Raw genomic sequence first — 23212 nt, 5'->3', positions numbered from 1 at the left:
TTTATGGAGACTATTTATCAGCAAGCGGAAACTATACTTAGATATATAGTAGAATTCTCAACACTTTTGTTGGAGCTTTTCGGTATTTGTATCCTTGTTTACACCGCTATTAAGAGCTTTATTTATTGGCTGAAAAAAGATGATTCTATTAGGCTTATTCTAGCTCAAGGTATAGCACTAGCCCTAGAATTTAAGCTTGGCGGTGAGGTTTTAAGAACTGTAGTTGTTCGTGAATGGGCGGAACTTGGAATCCTTGGTGCAATTATACTTTTAAGAGCAGCTCTTACATTTTTAATACATTGGGAAATTAAAAATGAGAAGAAGGAACTTGAGGAGCCAAAGAACAAATAAGGCAACAAGCTTAAAATAGGTGATTTTATGATATTTAACAAGAATAAGGAAAATCTAGCAAGCGAGGCTCATGCTTTAAAGATTGAGAAAGAGTGGATGGAGAGGCAGGAGCTTTATGGGAAAGAGCTAGAGGATCACTATAATTATGTAAAGAAATTATTGGATAAAAACGACGTCAAAGCAAGACAACTTCTAGTAATGGAATATTTGAATAAAAAGGACATTCCAGAATATAAATCAGACCAAAAGCATGTGAATTTCTTTATTCTACTTTATCTCTACGTGGAAGAGTTAAATAGTATGGAAGAGAGAACTATCCTTGATTGCGCTAGGAATTATGAGGAGTTATCTAAGCTTTTGAAGATTTTTAGAATGCTTTTATTCCGTCTTGAGTTTACTGGGAATGAAAATGATTCGCTCTTTGCAGAATTTGTTCTAAATAATGGTCTATCTAAAACTTGTGTGGAGCGAATGGTAGCTTTTGTAAATGTAGATAAATACATGATTTACAAGAAACTATCTAATATATTTTTTGAAAATAATAAACTAGTCTATATGTTAGTTATGTTAAAGGCTTGTGATGAAATTAAGCCTAATATAGAAGAAAATATTCTTCTGATGGCTAACATATATAAAATTTTGGGGCTTGAGAAATTAGAAAAGGAATGCTTAGCAAGGTTGGCAAAATAATAGAAACTGGGGAGAAATACTATGGGGGAAAGAATAAATATAACACGTTCTTCTATGCCACCCTATGAGGAATTTATTGATGCGATTAAACCTTTGTGGGATTCGCATTGGATGACCAATATGGGTAGATATCACAATGAATTAGAGGAGAAGCTGAAGGATTATTTAAAGGTTGATAAAATCTCACTTTTAGTCAATGGCCATATGTCTCTTGAAATGATAATTCAGGCCTTCTCTTTTCCAGAGGGCAGTGAAATTATAACTAGCCCTTTTACCTTTATATCCACAACCCATGCAATTGTTAGAAATGGCTGTAAACCAGTATTTTGCGATGTTAAGGCCAGTGATGGAACAATTGACGAAGAAAAAATAGAGGATTTGATTACGGAAAAAACTGTGGCAATCCTTCCAATTCATGTTTATGGAAATTTATGCGCTATAGAAAAAATAGAAAAAATAGCTAAGGACTACAATCTTAAAGTCATTTATGATGCGGCTCATGCCTTTGGAGAAAGTCTTAATGAGGTGGGAATTGGCAACTTTGGTGATGCCTCAATCCTAAGTTTTCACGCCACAAAGGTTTTTAATAGTATAGAAGGCGGTGCAGTATGTTTTCATGATGATTGGATTTATGAGAAGTTATATAACCTTAAAAATTTCGGAATTCGCAGCGAAACTTTAGTAGCTGAGGTTGGCGCAAATGCTAAGATGAACGAATTTTGTGCCATTATGGGTCTATGTAATTTAAGACATCTAGCAGAAGCAATTAAGTCTAGAAAGGAGGCCTTTGATTATTACTGTGAGGCCATTGATAAAATAAAAGGTATAAGCTCCTTTAGAGTGCTTAAGCCTGGGGAAGTCAATAATTATGCCTATTTTCCAATCTTAGTTACAGATGAGGCAAGCTGCAATAGAGACGAGATTTACGATAAGCTGCGGGCAGATGATATATTTGCAAGAAAATATTTCTACCCCATTACTGCAGACCAAAACTGTTTTAGAAACAAGTATAAGGAAGTTGATCTTCATGTAGCAAGAGATTTATCTAAGCATATATTAACTTTGCCTTTATACGAAGGCATTACAAGAGCAGAACAGGATAGGGTTATTAAGGCGCTATCTTAAGGGGGATTTATGAAAAAAAGAGACACAGGATTAGAGGGAATAATTGAATATTTTGGAAAAGTCAAAAATGAATTTGAGGGGGAATTTGAATTAGAGTCTATAGCTGAGAAGATAGCAGCAATACCCACACTAATAGATGCGGTGAAAAAGCTTGTCTTTCCAGAGATTCTAGAGGATTATTTAGAATATTTTGATTTCATAGTTGGCTTTTTTGATTCTTGTAAAAATGAGATATTTTTAAAGAAAAATATTCAAGACGTGTATGATTCTGTAAATCTTTTAGCTAGTGGTCTAGAGGAGATTAAAGAACGAATAGAGGGTTTGCAGGGCTTTTGTCCGTGTTGTGGAAAGGAAGTTTACTATAGTGCAAAGGATGGACAATGCAAGAATTGTACGAGCTCAAGAAGAGATAGACTTGTAAGTTTATTCTTAAAAAAGATTTCCCTATCTACAGCTACTAAAGAAACTAGTGTCTTACAAATCGCTCCAACTCCTGTAATTGATGCATATATAAATTTGTGGTGTCCACTTATTAAATATGAAAGTTTAAATGCATTTCAGACAGATCTTACTTTAAAGGAAGATACCGAAAAGCTAAAGCAAAAAGAGGATAAAAGCTATGATTTAATCATTCTTTCAAAGCTTGCTATAGATAAATTGTCTGAGGGGGGATTTTTAGAAAATCTAAAAAGGATTCTAAAAGATGATGGTGAGATAGTAATTTTAGCAGAGTTAGGGGATTTAGAAGATTCGGATAATCCAGAAATTTCTAGCATATCAGAAAAGATTATAGCTAGTCTAAATGCTAACTTCTATCTAACAGAGCTTGGAATTGAATATTTTGGACAAGAAGATTTTGAAAAAAGTGGACTTGCTTGCTCTAGCCTATTAACAGTTTTGACTAAGACTAAGTTAGAGGATTTCTATAAAGGCTTTAGACCTGTAATTAATAAGGATTTAATTGAAAATGGTCCTCTAGTTTCAGTAATTATGCCAGCTTTCAATCATGAGAAATATGTGAGAAGGGCTATTGAGAGTGTAATTAATCAAAGCTATAAGAACATAGAATTTATTGTATGCGATGATGCCTCAACGGATAAGACTCCTGAAATTATGAAGGAGTATTCTAAATATTACAAAAAAGAATTTTACTTTAAAGAGAATTTAAGAGGAAGAATTCCTTTCTTAGCTAAAGAAGCTAGTGGAAAATATATTGCACTTATGCATTCTGATGATGTGTGGGATAAGGATAAACTAGCTATTCAGATAGATTATTTGGAGAAAAATGGAGGCATCTCCTTAACTTGGGCCTACTATTTGCGAGATGATGGTGAAACAACAGGAGATGCAGTATTTTTTGAAAAAAATCGAAGTCGAACTCAATGGCTAAAATACCTTTGGGAGAATTCTAATTGCTTTTGTAATCCATCTTCAGTCATGAAAAGAGAAATATTTTTAGAAGAGCAAAAGCATGGCCTTGCTTGCAGGCAGTTGCCGGATTTCTTTAAGTGGGTAGATTATTTATGTAAGTATGATTTGCATCTTATTTGCCTTCCATTAACGCTTCTTGGAGTGCATTATACAGGGGATAATAAAAATGAATCCGCTCCAACAGATGATAACATTTATAGAACCTCAGTGGAGGAGGGCTTTGTTTGGATGCAGGTCTTAGAAGATATGGAGGATACGCTTTTTGTGGCTGCCTTTAAGGATTTATTTAGAAGAAAAGAGGCTACTAGTAGGGAAGAGCTAATGTGTGAGCGATATTTTCTTCTTTTAGATAGTGAAAAAACAGCCCAGCAAACCAGCGCAATTTTTTATATGCATAGACATTACTCAGAAATCATAGACTGTCTAAAGGAAAAATATAATTACATAAAGGCTGATTTTATGCAGGATGAACTAAAAAAAGGCTTTATGCAATTTTTGGATAAAAAAGACACTATAGTGAAGAAATAAGATTTTTAGATGAGGGTTAAATATGAAAGAAATTGGGGGTTACTTTGAATTAGAAGTTAATAATTTAGATATGTTACACAAGGAGGCCTATGCCTTTAACACAGGTTCAAATTGCCTAGCTTTTCTTATTAATGCGAGGCATATTAAAAAGATTAGAATTCCCATATATGCCTGTTCATCTATTAAAGCCACTTGTAAAAAATATGGTCTAGCCATAAAAGAATATAGAATCGATAATAAGCTTAGACCCGCTAATTACCTAGAAGAGGATATGAAATTAGAGCCCGAGGAATGGCTATATGTCATAAATTATTACGGTCAGTTAGAGGAGGACTATTTATATAAGTTAAAGAAAAAATACGACAGAGTAATCATAGATAATGTGCAGGCATATTATCAAAAAAGAATAGAGAATTGTGATTGCATATACTCTGCAAGAAAGTTTTTTGGAGTGGCAGATGGGGCTTTTCTTTACACAGATGCCGACTTTAAAGAGGAATATGAAAAACTAGAATACGAAGAAGTAAGGGAGAATATGTCTCATTTACTAGGACGTTTCGAAAATAGTGCCAAGAACTTTTTTGAAGATTTTAGACATAATGAAGAAAAGTTGGCTAAGGCAGATATTAAGAAGATGTCTTTAATTAGCAAAAATCTTTTGAAGGGAATTGATTATGAAAATGTTGGCAGGAAACGACAGGATAACGCCAGATTTTTACAGGAAAAACTAGGAAAGATTAATGAGTTAGATATCGTAGTGGGCTTAGGTGCATTTTCATATCCCTTAATGATAAAAGATGCAGAAAAATTAAGGGATAGATTAATCTTTAAAAATATATATCTGCCGCTTTTGTGGCCTAATGTTTTAGTGGAAGCATCGGAGGATTCTTTTGAGTATAAAATGGCAGACTCAGTGCTAAACCTAGTTTGCGACCAAAGATATGATTTAGAAGATATGAAATACATGTGCGAACTCTTAATGGGAGAAATGGGGGACTTATGAAGAAGATAATTCTTTTTGGAGCCACAGGAAATGTAGGCTCTTACGTGCTTTTATATGCCATTAATTATTTTAAAGATAAGGATTATGAAATAATTGCTAGCGGTAAAAGGGAAACTAGATTTTTTGAAAAAATGGGCATTAAATACATTTCTGTGGATATAGCTAAGAAGGAAGATTTTCATAAGCTGCCAACAGAGGAGGTTTTTGCAGTAATTGACCTAGCAGCAGTGATACCTTCTTATATGGATGATTACAGTCCAGAAAAATACATTAATTCCAACATCATTGGAGGCTTTAATATCTTGGAATATTGTAGAAAAGTTGGGGCTGATAGAATCCTTTTCTCCACAACGGTTTTTGATATTTCTAATTATGCGCAAGAGGGCTATGTTTTAAAGCCAGACCTTCCCCTAAACTTTAGTTATAAAGGGGATCACGCAGTTTATGTAATTAGTAAGAACACAACTATTGAGCTTTTAAAGCATTACCACGAGGAATATGGCCTTAAGTATTTTATATTTAGGTTTCCAACCATCTATAACTACAGCTCTTATCAGTATTATTATCCGGGAGGCGTTAAGACTTTAAGGCCTGTTTACAGGATGATTAATAATGCCATGAAGGGAGAGGATATTGAGCTTTGGGGCAATCCTAATTATTCTAAGGATATGGTTTATGTAAATGATTGCGCCCAGATCTTATGTAAGGCCATTGAAGTTAATAAAGAAACAGGTCTTTATAACGTGGGTACAGGAATTCCAGTAACTCTAAAGGAGCAGATAGAGACAATAATTGATGTATTTTCTCCGGCGGATAAGAAGTCTAAGATTGTCTATCGTCCGGAAAAGAAGGCCATGGGCGGCTTTTTAATGGATGTGGAAAATGCAAAAAAGGATTTAGGATACGAGCCAAAGTATGATGTTCATGCCCTTTTTAGAGAATATAAAAAGGAAATGGAGCTTAAGCGCTTTGATGAGCTTAGACGACATAATTAGTAAAACTTAGAGGTGCTTATGAAACTAGGAATTATGCAACCTTATTTTTTCCCTTATATTGGCTATTGGCAGCTTATAAATTTGGTAGATAAATATGTGATTTATGATGATGTCAATTACATTAAGGGAGGATGGATTAATAGAAATAAGATTCTTATTAATGGGGAGGCTACATTTTTAAACCTTTATTTAAGCCTTGCTAGTCCTAATAAGAAAATCAACGAAATAGAGATAGATAGCGGGATTAGGAATCAGAAGAATCTAAAGAGGATTTCCATGGCTTATAAAAGTGCCCCTTATTATGAAGAGACTTATCCTTTGCTAGAAGAGCTTTTAACTAGTAAAGAAACTAATTTAGCTAAGTTGAATGGAAAAATCATAAAAGAAATATCAAGCTATCTTTCCATGAATACTGAATTTGTCTATTCTTCAGAAATTGAAAAAAATGGACAACTAAAGGGCCAGGATAAAATTATTGATATCTGTAAAAGACAAGGAGCTAGTGCCTATTATAATGCTATTGGTGGCAAGTCTTTGTATGACCAGGAAAGCTTTAGAAGTGAAGGGATTAGATTACATTTTCTAAAGACCAAGGAAATTAGATATAAGCAGTTTGATTCGGACTTTGTGTCAAATCTTTCTATAATAGACCTTCTAATGTTTAATGGTAGGGAAGGAACTAAGGAATTGTTAAAATGTTACACTTTAGAGGAGTAGTTTATGGATGATAAGAAGTTTGCCTTTATAATGTGTGTAAATGATGAGGACATGGCAGCAGAGGCCCTTTATTATATTTCAAGGTTAGATATTCCACAGGGTTATAGCGTTGAGGATATTGAGGTGGTGGATGCAGTTTCAATGACTAGTGGCTATAATGAGGGCATGAAAGCTAGTGATGCCAAGTATAAGATTTATCTTCATCAAGATGTGATGATTGTAAATAAGCGATTTCTTTATGAGGCGCTAGACATTTTCAAAGATCCAAAGATTGGTATGTTTGGCTGCGTTGGCTCTCCTAAGATGCCAGAAAATAAGATATTGTGGAAGTCAAGAGCTGTGGGGGCTTCGTATCACAGCAATAATTACGAGACCTTTATGTCTATATTTGATAACGAGAAGAAAAAATACATGGAGGTGGAGGCCTTAGACGGGGTCATAATGGTGACTCAAGTGGATCTTCCTTGGAGAGAGGATGTGTTTACAGGTTGGGATTTTTACGATATTAGTCAGTCCTATGAATTTAGAAAGAAGGGCTATAAGGTGGTGACTCCTCACCAGGATATTCCTTGGACTTTCCATGATGAGGGCTTTATAAATTATAAGGAATATTATAAGTACAGGAAGATTTTTAGGAATCTTTATGGATAAGAGAGGGTTCGTCTTGACTAACAAAATATTCCATTGATATACTGAAAAAACCGTGAGGGAGTAGTAAGCGACTTCGTCGTAATAAGTCAACATACTGGTGTCAAAACCTGGCTTATTTTAAATTGCGAGACTCATGTAGAGCATGTGGCTGTACATGGGTGTAGTTTATTTAATTGAAACTTAACCGGATGCAGCATATGCATCCGGCTTTTTTTATTGGTGAAAATGTATCAAATTATATCAATCGGAGGACTTTATGTTAAATTTGTTAGTTGACAGTGCCATGTTAGGGGTTGGCCTTGCCATGGACGCCTTTTCCGTATCTATTGTAAACGGACTTAATGAGCCAAATATGAGAAGAAGAAAGAGTGTTGCTATTGCAGGAACTTTCGCCTTCTTTCAGTTTATAATGCCTTTAATAGGCTGGACTTGTGTTCATACAATTTCTGAGCTTTTTAAGGAATTTCAAAAATGTATTCCATGGATTGCCTTGATTTTACTTATCTACATTGGTGGAAAGATGTTAATTGAGGGTATTAAGGATATGCTTTGTGTTACAGATTGTAGTGAACATGATAAGAAGATGCAGGAAATAGTCTGTCTTGGGAGAATGGCCCTTTTTGTACAGGGAATTGCCACATCTATTGATGCTCTATCAGTAGGTTTTACAATTTCAGGCTACGGCTTTTTTGAAGCGCTATTCTCGTCAATAATTATCGCTATTGTTACATTTTTCATATGCATCTTTGGACTTATATCAGGTAAGAAGTTTGGTGAGAAGCTCTCTGATAAGGCTACAATTGTAGGTGGACTTATATTGATTTTTATTGGTTTAAAGGTATTTATTGGTGGATTTTAAGAAGTGCTAGTTTTGAAAATTCATAAAAATTGTCACAATATAGTATTACTTTATTAAACTAAATCTTTGGTTGTATCGGGCATAATTATGTTATACAATAAAAGCGTCTATAGGTGAGGATTACTAGAATGTAAAATTCATTAGGGAGCTTTAGTGCAAATGAGAATTTTTATGAAAAAAAGATGGTTGAGCCTCGTTTTAATCTACTCTTTATTGATTGGGACTATAGTAGGAGTATTTTTAAGCGAGAAAGTAAGGGCCGACAACTCAAAAGTTGTATATGTTGGCTATTATGAGAACGAAATCTTCCAGGAAGGGGCCAGAGATGGCGCTGTAAAAACCGGTTACGCCTACGAGTATTATCGTAAGCTTTCCGAATATACAGGATGGAAGTATGAGTATGTCTATGGTACATACAATGAGCTTTATGAACAATTATTGGATGGAGAGATTGATTTACTTGCAGGTCTTGCAAAGACACCTGAAAGAGAAGAGCTGATTTCTTATCCTGCTATGCCTATGGGAACCGAAATTTACCATCTTATTAAACACACATATGATACAGATGTAACTAACGATCCAACTTCATTTTCTAATAAAAAAATTGGAATTCTAAATAGTGCAATAATTGATGTCTTTTATAATTATGTTCTAGAATATGATGTGGATTGTAATGTAGTTAAATATGATGATTACGAGTCTTTATTGCATGATTTCGATAACGGAGAAATAGATATCGCTGCTGTTGAAGGTAGCGGAACATATAGTCGTACTAATTCAGAGGTTGTAGGAACTTTTGGTTCTTCTGACTTTTATTTATGTGTTAGTAAGGATAGACCTGATTTATTAGAGGAACTTGATAACGCACAGACTTCAATTACTAATCAAGAACCAAACTTTATTAGTAATTTAAAGTACAAGTATTATCAAGGTAGTGTAACTAGTTTATCATTTTCAAATTATGAGAAGGAATGGATTGAGAATAATGACAAGTTGGTTGTTGGTTATCTTGAAAATTTATTACCTCTTAGTGATACAGATTCTAATGGAAATGTTACGGGTATTATAAAGGATATTATACCCCAGATACTAAGTAATTTATCTCTTTCTGATATAGATGTTAGTTATGTTGGATATGCGTCTTATGAAGATATGATGCAAGATATTAGTAATGAAAAAATAGATATAGCCTTTCCAGTCAACGATAGTCTTTTTTATTCAGAAATAAATGAAATATATCCTTCAAATTCTATTTTATCAGTTTCTAACGAATTGGTATTTAAGAAGAACAAGGATGATAGTAAAGTACACACACTAGCTGTTAATAGAAATAATGGCATGCAGTATTATTATACTAAAAGTTCTTATCCAGAAGCAGAAATTGTTTACTATCCGGATATAGATGCATGCTTAAAAGCTGTAAAAGATGGTCAGGTAGATGCTACTATTTTAAGTAGCTTAAGAGCCTATGATATTTTAAAAAATAGTAAATATAATGCTTTATCAGCTATGCCTCTTAGTCTTAGAGATGATATTTGTTTTGGTGTAAAGATTGGTAATGAGGGTTTATTGAAATTGATAAACCGTGGAGTTGCACTTTTTAATCCAGATTATATAAGTAGTTTAACAACACATTATACGGATAAACTATATACTTATACTTTTTTTGATTTAGTAAGGGATCATATTGCTATATTTATTGTTATCTCAATTGCGATTTTTGTAATGATAACTACAGCTGTTATTATTTCAATGAGATCTAAGGTTGAAAAGGCCAGAAAACAACGAAGAGCAATTCAAAAGGTCTTTAATCAAATGATTCGCGCATTTGCAAAAATAATTGATAAGAAAGATGAGTATACTAGTGGACATTCTTTTAGAGTGGCAAATTATTCACGAAGATTAGCTCTAAAAATCGGCTATAGTACTGAAAAAGCAGAGAAGGTCTATAATGTAGCATTACTTCATGATATTGGAAAAATTTTAATTTCTAATGATCTTTTACATAAAAAGGATGTGCTTAATGAAGATGAATATAATCAGGTTAAGAAACATCCTGAATATGGAAAAGAAATTCTAAAGGAAATCGACTTGATCCCTGAGATTTCCTATGGTGCCGGTTATCATCATGAACGTTTCGATGGTAAGGGATATCCAGAGGGATTAGAGGGAAATGAGATTCCTGAGATTGCTCAGATTATTTCTGTGGCAGATGCCTTTGATGCCATGTATTCTACAAGACCATATAGAAAGAAAATGGACTTAGATGAGTGTTTAAATGAAATCAAGAATGGCGCAGGAAGTCAGTTTAATCCTGACTTTGCACAGGCTTTTGTCGAACTTATAAAAGAAGGCAAGCTTGAAAAGGTAGAGGAAGAAAACAATGACATATTGTGGTGGTAATTATATAACTTTTTAGTGGTGGAATTTAGGACATAACAAATTTTGTTATGTCCTTTTTTAAAATCTTAATATATTTCACCTAAATACTTTTATTAGTTTACAAAAATTTTACTTGTTGGCTCGTTTTTATCATGTTATTATAAGGAAGCTGACAAAAATGGGAAATATAAAAACTAAATAAGGAGTATACAATGAAGAGAAAGATTTTGGCAGGTGTGATGGCATTTTTACTTATCTTTAGCACCCTAAGTCAGGATTTAATCGCCTTTGCTGATACTAATTCAAATTCAAGTGATTTAGTAACGGTAACAGTTACTAATGCTCAAACAGATGAGGCTTTGGCTGATGGAACTATTTCTAAGTCAACTCAGTTTAAAGCTAGTTATAAATTTAAGGATGTGGCAATTAATACCACAGATGATGGAGCAATACAGCAGTGGCAAACTTTGGAACTTCCAAGTATAACTGGAATTTCACAGTTTAATTTATCCGCACAAACTATAAAGGTTTATGACACTACAAACACTATTGAATTTGGTGAAGTAGTTATTACACCTGATATAGAAAATGATTTAGCTACTGTAGAGTTTACTTTAACCTCAGACCAGGCAGGAACTCTAAGTAATGCTTATTTCGACATTATTTTAGCCCTAAATGAGACATTAACAACAAAGAAAAGAGAGATAACATTTCCAGACGGAAGCGTTTACACCTTTACTATTAAAGAATATGTAACAACACCTCCTAGTTTATCTATCGAAGCTACAAAAAAAGATGACACAACGGTTTCTTGGGAAGTGAATATTACTAATGCCGAGACACCTACTGAATATGAAAATGGTTACACATTATCAATAGAACTTTCAGACGATGAATCTTACGTTTCAGACAGTTTTAAAATAAATCAAGAGAGTCAAATAGCAACATATGACGAGTCTAACAGAACATTAACATTCTCAATTGATAGCCCTACTACAGATTCAAATGCAAAAACTCAAATTACTTATGATACAACGACTGCATTTTCATTAGAAGAATCAGACATTACAAACAATGTAACAGAGATGGAAGTAGTATTAACAGATAATGCCAACTTAATTGATAACAGCGTTAATTCTTACATTTATAGCAAGCCAGTTTCTGACACAGAGACACTTACAAAGTCCGTTAAACAGTGGCTTAATAAGGAAGTTACAGGAAGTGTAACTACAGATGGAATTATTAATTGGAAGATTACTGTTAACAACAATGGTTATTCGTTAAAAAATGTAACACTATATGATTTATTTGCAGGTGACGGGGCAAATATGACACTAGTAGACGGAGTTGTAAATGTTAATACTACCAATAACACAACAGGTGAAACAACAACTTCAAGTCTTAGTGCTACTCTAAATGAGAACAGTTCAAGTGACTATACATGGTCTGCTCTTCTTGGCAATATGACAGGAGACACAACAATCGTAATAAGCTATTCAACACAGATTACTAATTATGCAGATTACCTAAAACAAAATCATAGCTCTAATCCTAAAAATGATGCATGGATAACATATGAGTATGCTTTTGCTGGTAATGGAACATCAGAATTTAGGGGACCAAGTGTTACTAAGGAAGCTTCTGTTAACTTAAGTTCAGGTATTGAGATTAGAGGCGTAAGCTACGATCCATCAACACATGAACTTACATGGAAGGTCTTAGTAAATCAGGGTTATCAGCCAGTTACAAAGGTTAAGATTACTGATTTAATTCCAAGTGAACAGACATATGTGGATTCTTCTATAAGCGAGGTAAGTTTAATAAATAGTAGTGGAAAGACGGTATCTTCATTATCAGTAACTCCAATAGAGGATTCAAGCGATAATAATAACATTTTAATAGACCTTGGCAGCTTAGTAGATTCAGAGGATAGCAGTAAGGGCTATGAAGCAGTTTTTACACTTAAAACTGTATTAACTGATGCTGCTGCCAGCACATGGACAAACAACAAGAGCACTACATTTTCAAATACAGTATCCCTTAAAATTGCTGAAAATGCATCAGCTCAGTCAAGTACTGCAAAGATTAGCTATACAAGTAATGTTTTAAAGACAAGCATAGATAATTACAGCTACAATGACCATACAGTAGACGTGACAGTAACTGTGGACACTAACAAGATGGATATGAAAAATGCAGTAGTTGTAGATAGTTTAAACTACAACGACTACAAGTTTGAAATCGTAGATGACAAAGTTTATGTAAATGGTACTGAAACAGTGCATAGCCTTAATGGTGAGGGAAATCTAGTAGTTTCTCTTGGAAATATCTCAAAGGATGAGGGAGATTCAAGCATTAAGACTATTAGCTTTAAGGCCAAGGTAAATAGTGATAATTACAAGACTATTAATAATGGAACTTTTAGCATTTACAATACTGCTAAGCTTACAACTGATGACATTACAAACCATACTAATTTGAATGCAGTTGAGGTAACATCAGGAAAGATTACAATTACAAACTCTATTATTAAGAAGGAAGGCCAGGCGGATAGTAGTACGGGTCAGGCTGATTACACAGTTTACATTAATAGAGCAAGACTTGATTTAACTAACAATTTCACAGTAAGAGATACACTTGGTAGCTCATTGGAACTTGATCAATTATCAATAAAACTTTACCAGTGTGAAATTGATGATGATGGAAATATTATAGCAGCGACTTTAGTGGAGTCATCTGAATACACAGTTTCTGTGGATATTAATAGTGAGAACAAGACAGTAATGGATGTTACATTACCAGAAACAAACTATGTTTATAAACTTACTTATAGCGCACAGTTAGTAGATGTAACCCTTAAAGATTGTTCTAATAATATAAGTATTGTCTATAAGGATTCTACAACATTTGCAAGTTCAAGCCAAAATTTAAAGACATCCTTTAAGGCTGGTGCTGAATTTACAAGCGCTGCTTACCTTTACATTCATGCGGTTGATTCTAAAGGTGCTGACATTTCTGGCGTTAGCTATGCTGTAATTGATCCTGATACTAACGAGAAAGTTTTAGAACTTACAACTAAGAAAGATGGTGTGGCAACAGCGATTTCTACAAAACTTACTGAAGGCAAGACATATAGAGTAGAAGAATTTGAAACGCCTGATACATATAAGGGAGTTGAAAGTCAGGACACACAAGCAATTGGTCTTGGAAAGTCTAATGCTCAGACCCTTACCTTTACACATGAGAAGCTTTCAAAAACAATTGAAATCTATAATAGAGCAAATACTGAAAATGGTGAATTGCTTCCTAATACAAGTTTAGTTTTAACAGAAGATGGAAGTGAGGTTGTTAGGTGGAACTCAACAGATGCTAATGCTTATGAAGCAACAATTTACTTAGATAGCAATTATGTTTTAACAGCTACAGCTCCATCAGATTATACATCTGGAGAGGCTATTAGCTTTAAGCTTGATCAGGATGCTACAACAGGCGAACTTAAACTTACACAGCTCGTGGATGGTTCTTATGTAAATGTAGATGCCATTAACATGGTAAACGTTGCAAAGGATAGACTACCCCTTAGCATAAGTAAGATATCAGATAGTCAAGCAACAGAAATTGAGGGAGCAACTCTTGCAATCTCAACTGCTTCTGAATTAACAGAGGATAGCTTAGTAGAAAGATGGACAACAAATGGCGCAGCTCACAAGACTTCTCTTGCTGAGGGCGAGTACTACTTAATTGAAGAGAGCGCACCAGTAGGTTTTGAAGTTGCCGACACAATAAAGTTTAAGATCGATGAAGATTTAAAGCTTTATATAGCCGATGAAAATGGTGACTATACACCTGTGGAAATAACTGCATCGACTGGTTCAGACTCTGCAGATTCAGACGAAACTTCAAGCGCAAGTCTTACAATCTCTATGATTGATAAGCACAGCACTAGCGAAACAGCAAGATTTACACTAAGCCCAAGTACACTAGGGTTATCTGATGATACATTTTCAGCTTTAAGCTTTGTAGTAAAGACATATACAGCTGGTGATTTAGATAGTCAAACATCAGAGTTAATAACAGTTGAGCCTGTGGCAGCAGATGAAGATAGTCTTGAATATAGTTATGAACTAAATTATCAGGATGAGTACATTTTATTGACACAAAACACAATTGATGGCTACGAAGCAATTCCTGCAATTAGCTTTAAAATTGTGGGAAAGCTAGATGAAAATGGAAAAACTGTGGATACATTACTTTTATATTCTTCCACAACAAATTCTTTTGTGACTGCGACTATAGATAATCTAGCAAGTCTTGTTACTCTTACAAAGATAGAAGTGGCAGGAGATATTGATAATAATAAAATTGATGAGACACACAGCTATCACTTTGATATAATGAATTTAGAAGTTGCTAAGTCTGAAGATAAATATTATGGGGATTTTCGTGCAGATGAGACAGATGCTAACAAAACAGATTTAAAGTCAGATAGACTTAGACAAACAGGTGGATTTATTGGAACAGTTTGGTCTTATCTTACTTCTTTAGGACTAGTTTTAATTGGATTTGTGATGATTTTTAAGAAAAAGGAAAAGACTAAGCAGGATTAATAGAGCTAGTGATAATAATAGGTTGATTATATGACTAAGAAAACTCTTGTTATAAAAATACTTGCTTTAATATTTATTATTGTAGGATTGGGGCTTTTTATAGCCTCTGTCCTGTTAAATCTTAGGCAGTATAAACAGGCTAATAAAACGTTAGTGGAATTTGAAAATAGCAAAGAGGCTATTGAAAATGACAGCAGTTTGCAAAAAGCCTATGAAGAGAAGGAAGAAAATCAGGATTATGAAGATGGCGATTTGCTATACATTTTAAAAATCCCTTCTATAGATTCAGAGAATCCAGTAAGAGAAGGGGTTGAAGCTGACGTCTTAGCTGACTCCTTAGGTCATGATCCTTCGACAGCTTATGCAGGCAATCAAGGTAATTGCGTGATTGCAGGTCATAGAAATTATAGCTTTGGAAAATATTTTAATAGACTTAATGAGGTCCAGATTGGCGATGAAATTTATCTAGAAACTATGACGGATGAGTATCGCTATGAAGTTACCGAAATTAAGGTAGTCGAGCCAACGGATACCTATATCTTGGATAATATAGGAGATAAGGAAACATTAACGCTTTATACTTGTACACCAATTTATATCGCAACTCATAGATTAGTTATTATTGCAACTAGGGTTTATAATTAACTAAGGTAAAAAAATATATAAAGCCTCAAATCTTATAAAAAGATTTGAGGCTTTTCTATTATATTTATGATAAACTACAGTTGTATTGCATGTTAGAAAATAGAAATATAAATTTATGTGGGAATAATATGTCAGTATTAGATTTTGGGAGGAGTGGTATTATGGATAATGATAAACAGTATCTTAAAATACTTTCAAAACAGTTTACTAATGTTGCAATGACTGCAACAGAAATTATTAATTTACAATCAATTCTTAGTTTACCTAAAGGAACAGAGCATTTTCTTTCAGATATTCATGGAGAACATGAGCAATTTGCCCATGTATTAAAAAATGGATCAGGTGCTGTGAAACGAAAGATAGACGATGAATTTGGAAACATTTTATCAGAAAAAGAGAAGAGAGATTTAGCCACTTTGATTTACTATCCGGAGGAGAGGATTAGTTTGATTCAAAGAAAAAAGATGGTTAACTCTATGGATGACTGGTATCTTGTAATGATTAATAGACTTATTAGAGTTTGCAAGTCCTCAGCAAGTAAGTATACTCGTTCTAAAGTTAGAAAGGCCCTTCCAAAGGATTTTGCTTATGTAATAGAAGAACTTATAACAGGACGTAGAGACCTAGGAGATCAGGAGGCCTATTATAATGAAATAATTCATACCGTAATTCGTCTTGGAAAAGCACCAGATTTAATTATTGCGTTATCTAAGACCATCAGCCGTTTTGTAATTGATCATCTTCATATTGTAGGAGATATTTATGATAGAGGGCCGGGGCCACACATTTGCATGGATACACTTATGAACTATCATAGTGTGGATATCCAGTGGGGTAATCATGATATAGTGTGGATGGGTGCAGCTACAGGTCAACTTGCCTGTATAGCAACAGTACTGCGATTTTCTGCAAGATATGGTAATCTAGATATTTTAGAAGATGGTTATGGAATTAATCTCTTACCTTTATTTAAGTTTGCTATTGATACTTATAAGGATGATCCTTGTGATTGTTTTAGACTTCATTATCGCGAAGGAGAATATGACTTAGCAAACGCACAAATGGATAGAAAGATGCATAAAGCTATTGCTATTATTCAGTTTAAGCTTGAAGGTCAGATGATTAAGAAACATCCAGAATTTAGAATGGAAGATAGACTTTTACTTGATAAGATTAATATTGAAAAGGGAACTGTTACTATAGAAGGAAAGGAATATCAATTAAAGGATAGTAACTTCCCTACTCTTGATCCTGATGATCCATATAAATTATCAGTTAGAGAAGAAGAGGTTATGGAAAAATTAAAAGCGGCCTTTATTAATTGTGATAAGCTTCAGGAACATGTTCGCTTCCTATATAGAAAAGGCAGTCTTTATAAGGTTTATAATAATAACTTACTTTATCATGGTTGTGTTCCACTAAATGATAAGGGAAAGTTCTTAGAGGTTGAACTTTGTGGACATAAATATAGGGGTAAAGCTCTTTATGACGAACTTGAAAAATGGTTAAGAAAGGGCTACTATGCCATAGATCCTGAGGAAAAGCAGATTGGTATGGATATGCTATGGTATACTTGGTGTCACAAGAATTCTCCTGTATTTGGTAAGGATAAGATGGCCACTTTTGAGAGATATTTTATAGAGGATAAGGAGACTCATCTTGAATTAAAGAATCCATATTATACATGGTATGATAAGGATGAGACAGTTACTATGATTCTTAATGAATTTGGCTTAAATTCTTCAGAGAGTCGTATAATTAATGGACATGTACCAGTAGAGACCAAGAAGGGAGAATTACCAATTAAATGTGGAGGTAGACTTCTTGTAATAGATGGTGGCTTTTCTAAAGCTTATCAACCTAAAACTGGAATTGCAGGTTATACTTTAACTTATAATTCTTATGGTTTCTTGCTTGCAGCTCACGAACCTTTCGAATCCGTAGAGAAGGCTGTAGAAACTGGTAGTGATATTCATTCAGAAACAGTACTTGTGCAGCATGTAGAACGTAGAAAAACAGTGGCAGATACAGATACAGGTAAAGAGATAAAAGAAACAATTGAAGAATTAGAGGAACTACTAAGAGCCTATAGAAAAGGCGAGTTAGTAGAAAAAGAGTAGGAAGGAACCGCAGGCCAGAGGCCTGCGGTTCTTTTTTGTAGCTGTCTGGGAATTTGTAATAGTAATAAAATTAGAACTTTACAAATAAGCGAGTTTAATGTATAGTTTGTACTGTTTGTAACACTATAATGATAAAAAACTTGTGGGGCAAGTCCTGAAATAAGAATAAGGAACGCGAAATCTCTGAAAAATCGACTAAACAGTGGGATATTCAGAGAAATTTAGAATCACGAAAGAATAAGTAACGCGAAATCTCTGAAAAATCGACTAAACAGTGGGATATTCAGAGAAATTTAGAATCACGAAAGAATAAGTAACGCGAAATCTCTGAAAAATCGACTAAATGGTGGAATATTCAGAGAAATCAAGAGTCGTAAAAAAATAAGGAATGGAAAATCTCTGAAAAATCGACTAAATAGTGGAATATTCAGAGAATTCTTGATCCTTAAAAATCTAAGAGCCCGAAAATCTCTGAAAAGTAAGCAAAAAAGTCAAATATTCAGAGAATTCCCGATCCTTAAAAATCTAAGAGCCCGAAAATCTCTGAAAAATAAGTAAAAAAGTGCTATATTCAGAGAATTCTCAATCCTTATAGAAAAATTCGCCGGAAATCAGTAGAAATTAGTTTGTTGTAGCCTCTCGGACTGCTAAAACCCCCGGGAAATTCAGCACCTTACGGAGGTTCCCCCTCCAGGACCAAGGACCACTACCACCACAAAAGAAAGGAGCCACATGGCAAAGAAACGTAAAGTTAACAAAGACCTAGACCACATCTATAATTACAAGAATGAATTAACTGAGCAACTTAGTGATATTACTAGATTGTTGAAGGAATCCAATAAAAGTATTGCTAGATATAAAGATAAAGATGATAAGAATCTATGTGTATATAGCTCTACAATAAAAGGAAAAGAGAATTATTACATATATGATAAGAGAACAAAAAAGAAAAGCTACGTAAAAAGAGAAGATGAGAAGAATCTTAAGAAGTATATTCAAAGAGATTATGATTTAGCTGTTAATGATAAGCTAAAAAAGATACAGAATAGCTTATTAAGATTACTAAAGATCTATGATATTGAAGAAATCTATAATACATATGAAGGCTTAAAGAAAAGTAAAAAGGAAATGGTTGTACCTATAATAAAGTCAAAAGAAGAATATATAGAGGAATGGTACAAATTACATCCAGCCATGCAAAATACATATCCACAAGATGGACAGTATAAGACAAATAATAATGAGTACGTAAGATCAAAGTCAGAGAAGATAATAGCTGATTTACTTTTTAAATATAATATTCCATATGCATACGAACCTCGTCTAGAACTATCTAATTTTTCAACAGTTTATCCCGATTTTGCGGCATTAAATCTAAGAACAGGCCATACTTATTACTGGGAGCATTTAGGTCTTATTTCAGAATATGATTATGCCACTAAGAATTTTTCCAAGATACAAGACTATATAGGAAACGGCTTATTTCCAGGTAAGGATTTAATTCTTAGTATGGAATCAGAAGGTGTAAATCTTGACGTTAAGACAGTTGAGAGAATGATAGAAAGCTATTTATTATAAAACTAAACAAATCTAAGATGCTCAAGACTTGTAATGATAAGTTAATTTCAAGCAGGAGGAATTATGAGATCATTATCAAATTCGCAAAAAAGAATTAGTTATCTATTAAAGATAATTGTTTTTGTATCAGCAGTAGATTTCTTTGTTGTAAGTCATGTTGGAAGTTTGAAGAAAAAAGACGTGATTTATGTTATTATTCCACCAATTCTCTATGCAATTTATGCAGGCATTGGATATGTTAAGGGTTGGCAGTTTGCTGAAGGAATTAACTATCCTTATTTTTTCTTAAATTGGGGAAGTAAGGCAGGAGCATTTGGATTTACTAATGAGTTACCATTTATGGGTAGTGCTTGGTGGATATTAGTATTATTTGTATTCTTGATTTTAGTAGCATTATGTTATTTAGCAATAACTAATTTAATAAGAAGAAAGCTTGATCGTAGAGCAACTAATACTAAGTTTTAAAGATTGAAATACAAATGTGTTCCTAGTAAAGAAAAATTTAGCTTGTTTTTTTATACGTGTATATAAAGTACTACTTTACTTTATATACTTAAAGTCTTACAATAAAGTTAGATAGAAGCATTGTTAAGTAATAAACAATGTCGGGGCGTGAGAAAATATTTTTAAATGAGGCTGTACTATGAAAAAAGAGAGGAAAGAAAGAATTAAAAGAATACTTCATAGTAAAGCATTTATTTTATGTTTCACATTTCTTTTTTTAATTCTAGGTGTAATGAGTATAGCTTGGTATTATGGAAAATATAAACCATTTCATAAGTATTATGTTAAGACAGAAAATAGTGTATATTGTACAGGCAAAAAAGGTGAAGCAGATATAAAGAATATTGCTGTTTGGGATAATGATAAATTTACTTTAAGTGTAAGTATGCCAGCATTATGGTTGTGGGATGATGGAAACTTGGCGATTACATCACCAATGGAATTAGTTGGACCAGATCCAGAAAATCCTGGGAAGATGATGTATGTTATGGGAGATCATAGTTTAATAATTTGGCTAGAAGATTTTACAGGAAATATAAAGGAACTTGGGGTAATACTAGATGGCAGACAAATATATCTAGAAGATAGTAGAACAGCAAGATATGAAGAATATCAATCTTATGTAGATGAAAATACAGACAAAATAGATATATTATTTAGAAAGGCGGAAGACTTATGGGGATTAGAGATGCCTTGGAAAGAATAGTAAATATTATTTTGATTTTTATGATAGTTTGTTTGGGATTTGTTATGAGATGCGAATTGTTTCATATAACAATTTATGATTCTATATATAGCAAATTTGGAAGAATGAAAATTGACTTTAATGAAGATCAATTAAGCGAACTAAAGCAAGATTTGATTAGTCTATCAAATGAGGGAAATTGGATTTGTTATCCCGTCTTTGAAAAAGAAAGCGAATTGGAGACTAAGCTTTCAATCTATGTTAATTCAGATGAAGCAAAAAATTATTTTATAAAGAAAACCGCCTTAAAAGAAAGAAAATATAAGTCATTGTTAAATGGGAATTTGTCCATTATTTACAAAAATATAGATGAGCTATCTATAGACGAAATTAGTTCAAACAATAGTTTTCTTATCTTAAATAACAGCAAAGAAACGAAAAATATTTTATCGGAAAAATATGAAACAATAAGCCAAGGTAAAAGTCTAATTAATGAAAATGATATGATAATAATTGTTTGGACTTTAATTGGTATTATGATTTTAATAATAAGTTTAATTACAGTTTTTAGAAGAAAGAAAAGCATTATTTTACGTGCAGTTTATGGTGAGAATTTAAAGGAAATAGTTATTAAGTCTTTTTTGTTGGATTTAATAATATATGAATTGATTTACATTGTAGCAAAATTATTTGTGTTTAATTTTATATCAGGTGATTACAGGGCAATATTAGCTTTTTGTATCTATCAAATATGTGTTATATTAGCAGCTTTATGCAATTTCCTTTTGTTAAAAATGAATATTAAAGCAGTGTTTTCTAATATAAATGACAATAAAAATGCACTTATGTTTTTATATTTCATAAAATTGTTAGCATTTTCCTTAGTAGTTTTTAGTCTTGCAACAAACATTTCATCAATTGGTAAAAATACATTTAAAACTGCACAAAAGAAGCAGATAGAAACCATAAAAGATGATGTTTTCATTACAGATACATCACTTAATTTTATTGATTATGCTGTATGGGATGTGTTAAATGAGTCTGATTTAAACATAAAATTATGTATGAAAATAAATGATGGGAAATACCCATATATTATTGTAAATGAATCTGCAATAGATTTGTTGCCAGATAGTATAAAGCAACTAATAAGTGAAAATCAAAATGAGGAATCGGATTGTTTGATTATTCATAGTAAAAAAAAGACAATTTTCATGCCTGAAGTTGAAGGAATTATGTCCATGAACGAATTGGATGATTTAAGTTTAGAGGAGCTAGAATATAGCAAAAATATATCCATGCTTTGTATTGGCAACAGCCAATATAATCGTTTTGAAAATGTGTCTAATCCTACAATTATATATTTAAAGGGAAGTGTTGATATTCCTAAGCAAATGTATGCTGCTAATAGGACTGTAATTTATGGACATTCAAAAGAAGAGATAGAAAATCTTTTAGAGGGTAGCCAGTATAAAGACAGCTTAATTATATCTAAGGTAGAGGATATTTACGATTATCAGATGAGCTTTATAAAGCGATTGGTTTCATTTTTAGCATCACTATGTGTGCTTGTAATCATTTTGGAATTGGTAATGATTATTCAAATGCTAGGCCTTGAATTTAGAGAATACGCAATGGAGCACGCAGTAAAAGAAATGCTTGGTTTAAGTTTCTTTGAAAGAAATAAATATCTGCTTTTAAAGATGAATATTGGAAATGTTTTGGCGATATTGGTGGCTATAGGAATAGGAGTTGCTACAGGAATTTTTAGTATAATTACGACAATTATTATAGGCCTTATATTAGATATTATTGAAAATGTAATCATTGCTTTATTTATTATAAGGCAGGAGAAAATATCTATGGTAAAGACTTTGAAAGGGGGATGCTTGTGATTAAAATAGAAAACTTATCTAAGTCTTTTGGAGAAAAAAAGCTTTTTGAAGGTTTAAATGAGATACTAGAGGATGGAAGTTTTATAGTGGTTTCAGGTAAAAGTGGTTGTGGTAAGTCTACATTTTTAAATATTCTTGGAAATCTTGAAAAATATGACACTGGACGAATACTAATAGATGATGTAGAAATTGAAAAAATTGGACATGCCCAATATTTAAGAGACTACGTAAGCTTCCTTTTTCAAAACTTTGCCTTAATAGAAAATAAGACCGTTAAGCAAAATCTTAGCATTATAAAAAAGAAAAACAGGTCTGGTATAAGTATTAAAGAAGCATTAGAAAGAGTAGGTATGCTCGATAAGTTAAATACTAAAGTTTATAAGCTATCAGGCGGTGAGCAGCAAAGAGTAGCTCTTGCCAGGGTCTTATTAAAGAAAAGTAAAATA

The 23212-nt window shown here is 33.0% G+C and carries 18 protein-coding genes; all 18 read left to right on the top strand.

Features of this window, described 5'->3' with window-relative positions:
- The first annotated feature begins 3 nt into the window (after positions 1–3).
- Positions 4–351 (top strand): DUF1622 domain-containing protein, encoded by a 348-nt coding sequence (locus QVA17_RS07795; protein ID WP_287387605.1) that lies wholly within the window; start codon positions 4–6, stop codon positions 349–351.
- A gap of 27 nt (positions 352–378) precedes the next feature.
- Complete coding sequence (locus QVA17_RS07790; protein ID WP_027432071.1) at positions 379–1041, top strand: hypothetical protein; 663 nt, start codon at positions 379–381, stop codon at positions 1039–1041.
- 21 nt (positions 1042–1062) lie between these two features.
- Positions 1063–2166: a DegT/DnrJ/EryC1/StrS family aminotransferase gene (locus QVA17_RS07785; protein WP_287387600.1), complete on the top strand. Its 1104-nt coding sequence runs from the start codon at positions 1063–1065 to the stop codon at positions 2164–2166.
- A 9-nt stretch (positions 2167–2175) separates the two neighbouring features.
- Entirely contained in the window at positions 2176–4125 is a 1950-nt protein-coding gene (locus QVA17_RS07780) for a glycosyltransferase family 2 protein (protein ID WP_287387597.1), read from the top strand.
- Positions 4126–4147: 22 nt separating this feature from the next.
- The gene (locus QVA17_RS07775; protein ID WP_287387595.1) at positions 4148–5128 is read left to right on the top strand and encodes a hypothetical protein; all 981 of its coding nucleotides are present in this window, start codon (positions 4148–4150) and stop codon (positions 5126–5128) included.
- On the top strand, positions 5125–6123 hold the full coding sequence (locus QVA17_RS07770; RefSeq protein WP_287387592.1) for an NAD-dependent epimerase/dehydratase family protein: 999 nt from the start codon (positions 5125–5127) through the stop codon (positions 6121–6123). Before QVA17_RS07775 ends, QVA17_RS07770 begins: the two co-directional genes overlap by 4 nt.
- Positions 6124–6141: 18 nt before the next feature.
- Entirely contained in the window at positions 6142–6840 is a 699-nt protein-coding gene (locus tag QVA17_RS07765; RefSeq protein ID WP_287387590.1) for a WbqC family protein, read from the top strand.
- A 3-nt stretch (positions 6841–6843) separates the two neighbouring features.
- On the top strand, positions 6844–7491 hold the full coding sequence (locus tag QVA17_RS07760; protein WP_027432065.1) for a glycosyltransferase family protein: 648 nt from the start codon (positions 6844–6846) through the stop codon (positions 7489–7491).
- 256 nt (positions 7492–7747) lie between these two features.
- Entirely contained in the window at positions 7748–8350 is a 603-nt protein-coding gene (locus QVA17_RS07755; RefSeq protein ID WP_027432064.1) for a manganese efflux pump MntP, read from the top strand.
- A gap of 159 nt (positions 8351–8509) precedes the next feature.
- Positions 8510–10753, top strand: a complete 2244-nt coding sequence (locus QVA17_RS07750; protein ID WP_287387586.1) for an HD domain-containing phosphohydrolase — start codon at positions 8510–8512, stop codon at positions 10751–10753.
- Positions 10754–10944: 191 nt separating this feature from the next.
- Positions 10945–15339 (top strand): SpaA isopeptide-forming pilin-related protein, encoded by a 4395-nt coding sequence (locus tag QVA17_RS07745; protein WP_287387584.1) that lies wholly within the window; start codon positions 10945–10947, stop codon positions 15337–15339.
- 30 nt (positions 15340–15369) lie between these two features.
- Complete coding sequence (locus tag QVA17_RS07740) at positions 15370–15984, top strand: class D sortase (protein WP_287387582.1); 615 nt, start codon at positions 15370–15372, stop codon at positions 15982–15984.
- Between the two features lie 161 nt (positions 15985–16145).
- Positions 16146–18104, top strand: coding sequence for a fructose-1,6-bisphosphatase (locus QVA17_RS07735; protein WP_287387581.1), 1959 nt, complete (start codon positions 16146–16148; stop codon positions 18102–18104).
- 732 nt (positions 18105–18836) lie between these two features.
- Positions 18837–19682 (top strand): hypothetical protein, encoded by an 846-nt coding sequence (locus QVA17_RS07730; RefSeq protein ID WP_103952572.1) that lies wholly within the window; start codon positions 18837–18839, stop codon positions 19680–19682.
- A gap of 63 nt (positions 19683–19745) precedes the next feature.
- Entirely contained in the window at positions 19746–20147 is a 402-nt protein-coding gene (locus QVA17_RS07725; protein WP_287387580.1) for a hypothetical protein, read from the top strand.
- Between the two features lie 178 nt (positions 20148–20325).
- Positions 20326–20892, top strand: coding sequence for a hypothetical protein (locus tag QVA17_RS07720; protein WP_287387578.1), 567 nt, complete (start codon positions 20326–20328; stop codon positions 20890–20892).
- A complete protein-coding gene (locus QVA17_RS07715) occupies positions 20862–22766 on the top strand; it encodes a hypothetical protein (RefSeq protein WP_287387577.1) in 1905 nt (634 codons plus the stop codon). The genes QVA17_RS07720 and QVA17_RS07715 overlap by 31 nt, the downstream gene beginning before the upstream one ends.
- Positions 22763–23212, top strand: a 450-nt coding sequence (locus QVA17_RS07710; protein ID WP_287387575.1) for an ATP-binding cassette domain-containing protein, incomplete at its 3' end; no start/stop codon positions are given. The genes QVA17_RS07715 and QVA17_RS07710, both read left to right, overlap by 4 nt.

Origin of the sequence: Lachnospira sp., assembly GCF_016290755.1 — a bacterium.
Lineage (GTDB): Bacteria > Bacillota > Clostridia > Lachnospirales > Lachnospiraceae > Lachnospira > Lachnospira multipara.
This window is presented reverse-complemented; position numbering and strand designations above follow the sequence as displayed.